Raw genomic sequence first — 9023 nt, 5'->3', positions numbered from 1 at the left:
CGTACCTGTCCGTTTCTTCGGTCGCGGCTGACCTGGCGCCGCTCTTCTGTGGGAGCTGGCTTGCCTGCGATCCAGACACCTGGGTCCATCAGGCAAAACCAGTGGATGCCATCGCAGGCGAGCCAGCTCCCAAAGTGACCCGCCGTAAGGGCGGAACCCGCATCAGCCGTTAACGCAACAACGGATATGCACACGATCAACCCCCAAGTCACCACTTCATGGTCATTTATGGAAAAGTCAAAGCTTCGCAAACTCGGAATGCTCACCGTACTGGCTGTCGCCATCGGCCTGGTGGTCTACACCGTCCAGGCCCCCGCCGACGCACCGCAATACCTCACGGCCACCGCCGAACGCGGTGACATTGAAAACGCTGTATTGGCCACCGGCTTGCTCGAAGGCGTCAAGCAGGTCGACGTCGGCGCCCAGGTCTCCGGGCAGCTCAAGTCCCTCAAGGTCAAGGTCGGCGACAAGGTGAAAAAAGGCCAGTGGCTGGCCGAGATCGACCCGCTGATCCTGCAAAACACCTTGCGCAAGGCTCAGGTGGACGAAGAGGACCTGCAGGCCCAGCGCCGCGCCACGGCGGCCCAGCTCAGGCAGGCCAAGTCAGTGTATGAACGTTACAAAGGCCTGCAGGATGACGCATCGGTGTCGCGCCAGGACTTTGAAGACGCCGAGTCCAATTTCCACGTGCAGCAGGCCAACCTGTTGTCGCTGGATGCGCAAATCAAGAATGCGCATATCCAGATCGACACCGCCAAGGTCAACCTGGCTTACACCCGCATCGTCGCGCCCATCGACGGCGATGTGGTGGGCATCGTCACCCAGGAAGGCCAGACCGTGATCGCCAACCAGCTGGCGCCGGTGCTGCTCAAGCTGGCTGACCTGGACACCATGACCGTCAAGGCCCAGGTTTCGGAAGCTGACGTGATCCACATCAGCCCCGGCCAGCCGGTGTATTTCACCATCCTCGGCGAGGCCGACAAGCGCTACTACGCCAAGCTGCGCGGCACGGAGCCGGCGCCGCAGAACTTCCTCGAAACCCAGACCGCCGGCACCCCCAAGCAGAACACCGCGGTGTTCTATAACGCGCTGTTTGACGTGCCCAATCCGGATCACCGCCTGCGCATCTCCATGACGGCCCAGGTGCGCATCGTGCTCGACACCGCGCAGGCGGCGTTGATGGTGCCGGTGGCGGCGCTGGGTGAGCGCAACAAGGACGGCAGCTACCCGTTGCGCGTGCTGGATGCCAAGGGCCAGGCGGTGTCGCGGGATGTGAAGACCGGCATCAACAACAACGTCAAGGTGCAGGTGCTTGAAGGCCTGGCCGAGGGCGACAAAGTGGTGATCGGCGACGCGACGCCCGCCGTGGCGGGGAGCTGACGCATGACCCAGCCACTCTTGGAACTCAAGGGCATCACCCGCAGTTTCATGGCCGGCGAGCGTGAATTCATCGCGCTCAAGGGCATCGACCTGACGATTCATGCCGGGGAAATGGTCGCCATTATCGGTGCCTCGGGGTCGGGGAAATCCACCCTGATGAACATCCTCGGCGGCCTGGATTACGCCACGGCCGGCAGCTACAAAATCAACGGCATCGAGACCCGTTCGCTGGGCGATGAGCAACTGGCGGAGCTGCGTCGTGATTACTTCGGCTTTATCTTCCAGCGTTATCACCTGCTGGCGCATTTGAGTGCCTTGCACAACGTGGAAATGCCGGCGATCTATGCCGGTACGCCGCAAACCCAGCGCCACAGCCGTGCGCGTGAGTTGCTGGACCGGCTGGGGCTGGCGGGGCATACCACGCACCGGCCCAGCCAGCTGTCCGGCGGGCAACAGCAGCGGGTGAGTATTGCCCGGGCCTTGATGAACGGCGGCGAAGTGATCCTCGCCGACGAACCCACCGGCGCCCTCGACAGCCACAGCGGCAAGGAGGTGATGCGCATCCTCGCCGAGCTGCACGCCGCGGGGCACACGGTGATTATCGTCACCCACGACCCCAAGGTGGCGGCCAATGCCCAGCGCATCGTCGAAGTCAGCGACGGCGAAATCGTCAGCGACAAGGCCAATGACAGTGTTGGCCTGGAACTGCCCGACGGGGCGCCCATCGAGCCCAAGCGTAGTGGTGCGCGGCGCCTGGTGGCGAGCCTGGGGTTGTTCAAGGAAGCCTTCAACATGGCGTGGGTGGCGCTGGTGTCGCACCGCATGCGCACCTTGCTGACCATGCTCGGCATTGTGATCGGCATCACTTCGGTGGTGTCCATCTCGGCCATCGGCGAAGGCGCCAAGCGCTATGTACTCAAGGACATCCAGGCCATCGGCAGCAATACCATCGACATCTTTTCCGGCACCAGTTTTGGCGACAGCCGCGCCTCGGCCATCCAGACCCTGATGCCCTCGGATGTGGACGCATTGAACCAGCTGTATTACGTCGACAGCGCCACGCCGGTGGTGGGTCGCAACCTGTTGCTGCGCTTCGGCAACATCGACGTGGACGCGCAGGTCAATGGTGTCAGCGACCGCTACTTCAAGGTCAAAGGCCTCAAGCTGGAAGCCGGTATTGCCTTCAGCGAAAGCCATGCGCGGCGTCAGGCACAGGTGGTGGTGATCGACCACAACACCCGCAACCGGCTGTTCGGGCCGAATGTGGACCCGCTGGGCCAGGTGATTCTGGTGGGCAGCTTGCCGTGCACCGTGATCGGTGTGACTGCCGACAACAAGAACATGTTCGCCGCCAGTAAAGCGCTGAACGTGTGGGTGCCTTACGAAACGGCGGCGGGGCGGCTGTTGGGCCAGCGCCATCTGGACAGCATCACCGTGCGCATCAAGGACGGCCAGCCGAGCAAGGTGGTGGAAGACAACGTCAACAAGCTGATGCTGCAACGCCACGGCACCAAGGACTTCTTCACCAACAACCTCGACAGCATCATGCAGACCGTGCAGAAAACCAGCCGCTCGCTGGCGCTGCTGCTGTCGCTGATCGCGGTGATTTCGTTGCTGGTGGGGGGTATTGGCGTGATGAACATCATGCTGGTGTCGGTTACCGAGCGTACCCGTGAGATCGGCATTCGCATGGCGGTGGGCGCGCGGCAGTCGGACATCCGCCAGCAGTTTCTGGTGGAGGCGGTGATGGTGTGTCTGATCGGCGGGATCATCGGCATCTCGCTGTCTTACGCCATCGGCTCTCTGTTTTCGTTGTTTGTGAAAGAGTGGGAGATGGTGTTTTCACTGGGCTCGATCATCACGGCATTTGCCTGCTCGACGCTGATCGGCATTGTGTTCGGGTTTGTACCCGCCAGGAATGCGGCGCGGCTGGACCCGATTGAGGCGTTGGCGAGAGACTGATACTTCCCGGGCATTGGAGATCAAATGTGGGAGCTGGCTTGCCTGCGATGGCATCAACCGGGTATGCCTGATGTACCGAGTCGTGCGCATCGCAGGCAAGCTAGCTCCCACAGGGTAGTGGGGAGAATTAGAGAAGGGTGGCGTTTCCTTCATCAGTGGAATACATCCACCGCAACAACGAGTGCCGTCCGCTGATCCCCAGCTTGTTCGCGGCACGTTTGAGGTAGCTTTCGATGGTGTTGACCTTCAATGCCAGTTGCTCCGCCAACTCCGGCGCGGTACGCCCGGCCAGCAAGCCCACGCACACTTCCAGTTCACGGTTGGAGAGGGTCAGGCCCGACTGCACCAACCGCTCTTGAATACGCTGACGCAGGGTGTCGATGCCCTGGCTTTCCGGCACGACCGGCTCAGGGTCCTGTCGGCACGGCTGAATCGCGGTGATGTGTTTTTCGACCATGGGCAGCAGCAGCGAGGAGAAGTCCTGCAACATGCTGCGTTCCTGTGGCGAGAAACTTTCGGACCGGTGCGAGCGGTACACCGACAGCACATAGCGCACGTCTTCCTTGCGACGTGTGAGGTGCAATTGTGCGGCAGGTTGTTCCTGGCCCAGTTCAGCCACCGAATCGGTGTAGACCGGGCTGATTTTGCGGCGGGTGTGTCCTTCGGGGTTCACCCGTAATTGCGTGATGTGCGTGGCGTCCACTGCCAATTGAGTGAGGATCAGGTCATGCAGCATGCGTGGGAAATGGCGACTGCCGGTGCTGGCGATGACCTTGCCTATATGTGGGAACAGGTGTGAGTTCATCAGTTCGTCCATGAGTTTCGAGTGCAGGAATTCAGCCTTACAGCAGCGGGAATCAATAAGGTGGCCAGGCTTAATAACCTACAGTGATAATACTCCCGCCGAGACACATGCTAGTACAGCCTGGCCATAGCATGGGGATCCAATCTGCAAAAAAAACAGATTAACGACGCATAACGGTGGTCGGACCTGTCCGACCACCGTCTGTGGGAAATGATAACGCGGGGCTTGGGCCTTATCTCACGGCATGGGCGGCCGGCATCGCCTCACGGGGGGCCGCGCGGCTGCATTTGGCCAGCGCCTGTTGCACATCCGCCAGCAGGTCGGCGACGTCCTCCAGCCCTACCGATAAACGCACCAGACCTTCGCTGATGCCGTGTTGCGCACGCTCTTCGGGGGTGTAAGTGGAGTGGGTCATGCTGGCCGGATGCTGGGCCAGCGACTCGGCATCACCCAGGCTGACCGCTCGAGTGAACAGCTTGAGCGCATTCATGAAACGTCGGCCGGTTTCAATCCCGCCCTTGAGTTCAAAGGCAATCATGCCGCCAGACTGTTTCATCTGCCGCGCTGCCAATTCGTACTGTGGGAAAGATCTCAAGCCGGGGTAGGTCACCGACTGCACGGCGGGGTGCGCCTGCAACGCTTCGGCCACGGCCTGGGCATTACTGCAATGGCGGTCCATGCGCAGGGCCAGTGTCTTGAGGCCACGCATGAGCAGGGAGGCGTCCTGGGGCGACATCACCGCGCCGGTCAGGTCCTTGAGCCCTTGCAGACGGATACGCTGGGCCAGGGCGTGGCTGCTCACGGCGATGCCCGCCGTGATATCGCCATGACCGCTGAGGTATTTGGTCGCCGAATGCACCACCACGTCAGCGCCCAGTTCCAGCGGCCGTTGCAGGTAGGGCGTGCAGTAGGTGTTGTCGACCACCAGGGTGACGTTGGGCTGTTGATGGGCGAGCGCGGCTACGGCGGCGATGTCCACCAGGCGCAGGTTGGGGTTGGCCGGGGTTTCGCAGTAGATCATGCGGGTGGCGGGGGAGAGTGCAGCGCGCAAGGCATCGAGGTCGGTGAGGTCGACATGCCGCACCTTGATGCCGAATTCGCCGATGCCGTGGTGCAGCAGGGCGAACGTGCAGCCATAAAGGGTCTGGCTGACGATCACTTCATCGCCGGGGCGCAGCAGGGTCCAGAACGTTGCGGCAATCGCGCCCATCCCGGAGCTGAACGCCACGGCGGCCTCACCGTGTTCGAGGGTGGCCATGCGCGATTCCAACAGCGCCAGGGTCGGGTTGGAGATGCGTGTATAGAAATGCCCGCCGGCTTCTCCGGCAAAACACGCAGCGCCGTATTCCACGGTAGGAAAGGCGAAGGTGGCGGACAAGTAAGTCGGCGGCACGAGCGCGCCATGGTGGTCTTTGGGGTCGTAACCGTGGTGTATCGCGCGGGTGGAAAAGCCGAATGTATTGTGTTTATTGTTCATGTCGGACGCTCCTTATTTCCTACAATGCTATGCTCATAACCAAAGATGAACGTTGCAAAAAGTGCCGAAAAATCCCGCGTAAGGGGATGAAAAGCTTCTGAAAATAAACAAATGAGGCAAAACATGCCCGTGAGCCTGGACCGTACCGACAAAGCCCTTTTAAACGCCCTGCAAGGCAATGCCCGGCTGACCGTGGCCGAACTGGCCGACCGGGTTTCCCTTACCACTTCGCCGTGTTGGCGACGGGTGCGTAACCTGGAAGAGAGTGGGGTGATCAGCGGCTATCAGGCGATCCTGTCGCCCAAGGCGCTGGGGTATGGGGTAACGGCGTTTGTCAGCATCATGATGGAGAGCCACACCCAGGAAATCGCCCGGGCGTTTGAACAGCGTTTGCTGGAGATTCCCGAGGTGGTGGCGTGCCATAACGTGTCGGGGCGTTATGACTTTTTGCTGGAAGTGGTGGCCAAGGACCTGGAGTCGTTTGGCGAATTTGCCCGGGAAGTGTTGCAGACGCTGCCGTGCGTGAAGGAGATTTATTCGAGCTTTTCGTATAAGTCGGTGCGGCGGTTGCGGGTGATTCCGCTGCCTGGGTGATGGGGGTGTATCCGTTATTTGGGTGATGGCTGCCTATGGTTCCGCCCTTACGGCGGGTCACTTTGAACAGCGCAAACTCCCAGACGAAATGGAGATCCAATTGTGGGAGCGGGCTTGCTCGCGAAAGCGGTGGATCAGTCAGCATATTTGTAACTGACAGACTGCATTCGCGAGCAAGCCCGCTCCCACATTTCTGACCGAGTAAGACTTCAATAACTGCACAGGTCTGCTTTTCTGTGGGAGCTGGCTTGCCTGCGATGCAGACACCTCGGTCTTTCAGTTACAACCAGTTGATGCCATCGCAGGCAAGCCAGCTCCCACACAGACCGCTTTTGCTTCACACCACTCAGGCCGGCTCTAAGGCCGCCGTGCTTTTGCTTTTGATCTTGGGCACACCGAGCGTGAGCGAGGTGCCGAGTGTAGGGGCAAGAGCCCTTTTGGTTACTTTTGGGGCTCTTTTCCAAAAGTGACCCGCCGTAAGGGCGGAACCCATAGCGGCCGTTACCTGAATAACGGATATGTACACCACAAACCAACCTCAAAGCCCCACCCGAACCTCAGCACACAATCCCCCTCCAACCCGATTACTCAACCGCAACGACCCCCCAACCGCCACCGCCAGTTGCTGCGCAATCGCCAGGCCCAACCCCGTCCCGCCCGTTCCGCGATTGCGCGAGCTCTCCACTCGATAAAATGGCTGCATCACCTGCACCAACTCGTCTTCGGCAATTCCGGGCCCGCGGTCCAGCACCTTGATCGACAACTCGCCGGCCGGCGTCGAGCCTACCTCCAACTCCGCGCTGCCGGCGAATTTCAAGGCGTTGTCCACCAGGTTCACCAGTACCCGGCGCAGGGCGTGCGGCCGGGTATCGAGCACCACCGCGCTTTTGCCGCTGAGGCTGACCTGTTTGTGCATGTCCTGATAGTCGAACACCAGGCTGTCGAGAAACGCGTCCAGATCAATCCGGTGGCTGGCTTCGGTTGCGCCGTGCACGCTGCGCGCATAGGCCACGCCCTCACGCACCAGGTGCTCCATTTCACTCAGGTCGCTCCACAGCTTGTCGCGCTCGGCGCAGTCCTCCATGAACTCGGCGCGTAGTTTCATGCGGGTGATCGGGGTTTGCAGGTCGTGGGAAATCGCCGCGAGGATCTGCATGCGTTCCTTAAGGTATTCGGCGATGCGCTGCTGCATTTCGTTGAACGCCGCCGCCGCGTGGGCGACTTCGGTGGGGCCTTGTTCGTCCAGAGGGGTGGGGTGGGCGTTCGGGTCCAGGGTTTCCACGGCGCGGGCCAGGCGGGTCAGTGGGCGGATGGCCAGGCGCACGGCGATCCAGGTGCAGCCGAGCAGCAGCGCCAGTTGCAGCACCAGCACCACCGGCAGCCAGTAGGCGACGGGCAGGGGGGCGGGGCGTACGTCGATGGTGATCGGGTTGCCGTCGGCCAGGGTCAGGTGCGCCTGAAAGTGCTTCTGCATGCCGGGAATGTCGCGGAAGGTCAGGGCATAGTGCTCGCCCAGTGCGTCCGAGATGGAAGTGGCGGCCATCGGCACATCGTCGCTGCTCATGGGTTCACCGGTTTCGCCGGCGTTGAGCAGGTAGCGATAGTTCTGCCGGTCGATGCGCGGCAGCCAGCTGGCGCGTTCCTCTGCGGGCAGGCGGTCGAGGATGGCCACCGAGGTCGAGACGTCGTTTTCCAGGTTGCCGAGCATTGCCGTGCGTGCGCTGATGTAGCGCTCGTAGAACTGCGCGCTGAAGGACAAACCATGGGCGCACACTAGGCTGATCAAGAAGATCAGCGACAGTTGTGACGCCAGCGTGCGCGGCCAGCCCAAACGCCAATTCATTGATCGGCCCCGAGGATTTCCACGGCCAGGGAAAACACATAACCCTCGCTGCGTACGGTCTTGATATAGGCCGGTTCGCGGGCGTCATCCAGCAGGCGCTGGCGCAGACGGCTGACCAGCAGGTCAATGGAACGGTCGAACAGGTCGGCGTCGCGGCCTTGGGTCAGGTTGAGCAATTGGTCACGGTTGAGCACGCGCTGCGGGTGGTCGAGAAACACCCGCAACAGGCGATACTCCGCGCCGCTCAGGGCCACCAGCGTGTCGTCCTCATCCAGCAGGTGGCGGGCGGTGGTGTCCAGGCGCCAACGGCCAAAGCGAATCAGGCGCCCGGTTTCGCTCACCACCAGGTTCGGCGGCAGCATGCGGGTGCGGCGCAGTACGGCGTTGATGCGTGCCAGCAATTCGCGGGCGGCAAAAGGTTTGACCAGGTAATCGTCGGCGCCCATTTCCAGACCGATGATGCGGTCGGTTTCGTCGTTGCGTGCCGTGAGCATCAGCACCGGTGTGGCCTTGTGTTTGCCCACCCGCAGCTCGCGGCACAGCTGCAAGCCGTCGTCGCCGGGCATCATGATATCCAGCACGATCAAATCCACGGGGGTGGTCTCGAGGAAGCTGCGCATCTGGCGACCGTCGGCGACCACCGTGGTGCGCATGCCGTTTTTCTTCAGGTAATTGCCCACCAGTTCGCGGATCTCCCGGTCGTCATCGACGATCAGGATGTGATCGACATGATCCATGCTGCCTTCCTCGTTAAATGCTCGTTGGGGCGCAGTCTAGCCACTGGCGACGCCGTTGCCTTGTGCCCTTTGTATTGCAGTGTATCTGGCGATATGCAGATACACGACGACGCAAAATTGCCGGTGGGGCAGGGTTCGAGGCGTTCCGGGTGCCGATAAACGGTTATGTACTAATGAATTTTTAATATTTCTAGTTATATGTGCGGCTGGGTAGAGTCACGCTCA

The 9023-nt window shown here is 61.2% G+C and carries 7 protein-coding genes; 3 read left to right on the top strand and 4 right to left on the bottom strand.

The annotated features are described in order from the left end of the window. Window positions 1-228 precede the first annotated feature (228 nt). Together macA and ATI14_RS25490 are read left to right on the top strand one after the other, a co-directional pair. A complete protein-coding gene (macA, locus tag ATI14_RS25495) occupies window positions 229-1380 on the top strand; it encodes a macrolide transporter subunit MacA (RefSeq protein ID WP_031319593.1) in 1152 nt (383 codons plus the stop codon). A 3-nt stretch (window positions 1381-1383) separates the two neighbouring features. Then, the gene (locus ATI14_RS25490) at window positions 1384-3342 is read left to right on the top strand and encodes a MacB family efflux pump subunit (protein WP_080520086.1); all 1959 of its coding nucleotides are present in this window, start codon (window positions 1384-1386) and stop codon (window positions 3340-3342) included. Window positions 3343-3469: 127 nt separating this feature from the next. Here ATI14_RS25490 and ATI14_RS25485 read toward each other — a convergent pair whose 3' ends face one another. Further along, the gene (locus ATI14_RS25485) at window positions 3470-4147 is read right to left on the bottom strand and encodes a helix-turn-helix transcriptional regulator (protein ID WP_026083187.1); all 678 of its coding nucleotides are present in this window, start codon (window positions 4145-4147) and stop codon (window positions 3470-3472) included. Window positions 4148-4379: 232 nt separating this feature from the next. Next, window positions 4380-5624: a methionine gamma-lyase gene (locus tag ATI14_RS25480; RefSeq protein ID WP_016974053.1), complete on the bottom strand. Its 1245-nt coding sequence runs from the start codon at window positions 5622-5624 to the stop codon at window positions 4380-4382. Window positions 5625-5747: 123 nt separating this feature from the next. Between ATI14_RS25480 and ATI14_RS25475 the strand changes: the two genes are divergently transcribed. Then, complete coding sequence (locus ATI14_RS25475) at window positions 5748-6218, top strand: Lrp/AsnC family transcriptional regulator (protein ID WP_016974052.1); 471 nt, start codon at window positions 5748-5750, stop codon at window positions 6216-6218. A gap of 538 nt (window positions 6219-6756) precedes the next feature. On the opposite strand, the gene ATI14_RS25465 is transcribed toward ATI14_RS25475, so the two are convergent. Further along, window positions 6757-8061 (bottom strand): ATP-binding protein, encoded by a 1305-nt coding sequence (locus tag ATI14_RS25465; RefSeq protein ID WP_016968939.1) that lies wholly within the window; start codon window positions 8059-8061, stop codon window positions 6757-6759. Next, window positions 8058-8798: a response regulator gene (locus tag ATI14_RS25460; RefSeq protein ID WP_016968940.1), complete on the bottom strand. Its 741-nt coding sequence runs from the start codon at window positions 8796-8798 to the stop codon at window positions 8058-8060. Before ATI14_RS25460 ends, ATI14_RS25465 begins: the two co-directional genes overlap by 4 nt. Window positions 8799-9023 lie beyond the last annotated feature (225 nt).

This window comes from Pseudomonas tolaasii NCPPB 2192, from assembly GCF_002813445.1.
Classification (GTDB): Bacteria; Pseudomonadota; Gammaproteobacteria; order Pseudomonadales; family Pseudomonadaceae; genus Aquipseudomonas; species Aquipseudomonas tolaasii.
Note: the sequence above shows the minus strand (reverse complement) of the source record. Positions and strands in the feature narration are given on the sequence as shown.

Bases quoted from the DNA above. Each gene is read 5' to 3' on its own strand.
- macA (WP_031319593.1), top strand. From the start codon at position 229: ATGGAAAAGTCAAAGCTTCGCAAACTCGGAATGCTCACCGTACTGGCT.
- ATI14_RS25490 (WP_080520086.1), top strand. From the start codon at position 1,384: ATGACCCAGCCACTCTTGGAACTCAAGGGCATCACCCGCAGTTTCATG.
- ATI14_RS25485 (WP_026083187.1), bottom strand. From the start codon at position 4,147: ATGAACTCACACCTGTTCCCACATATAGGCAAGGTCATCGCCAGCACC.
- ATI14_RS25480 (WP_016974053.1), bottom strand. From the start codon at position 5,624: ATGAACAATAAACACAATACATTCGGCTTTTCCACCCGCGCGATACAC.
- ATI14_RS25475 (WP_016974052.1), top strand. From the start codon at position 5,748: ATGCCCGTGAGCCTGGACCGTACCGACAAAGCCCTTTTAAACGCCCTG.
- ATI14_RS25465 (WP_016968939.1), bottom strand. From the start codon at position 8,061: ATGAATTGGCGTTTGGGCTGGCCGCGCACGCTGGCGTCACAACTGTCG.
- ATI14_RS25460 (WP_016968940.1), bottom strand. From the start codon at position 8,798: ATGGATCATGTCGATCACATCCTGATCGTCGATGACGACCGGGAGATC.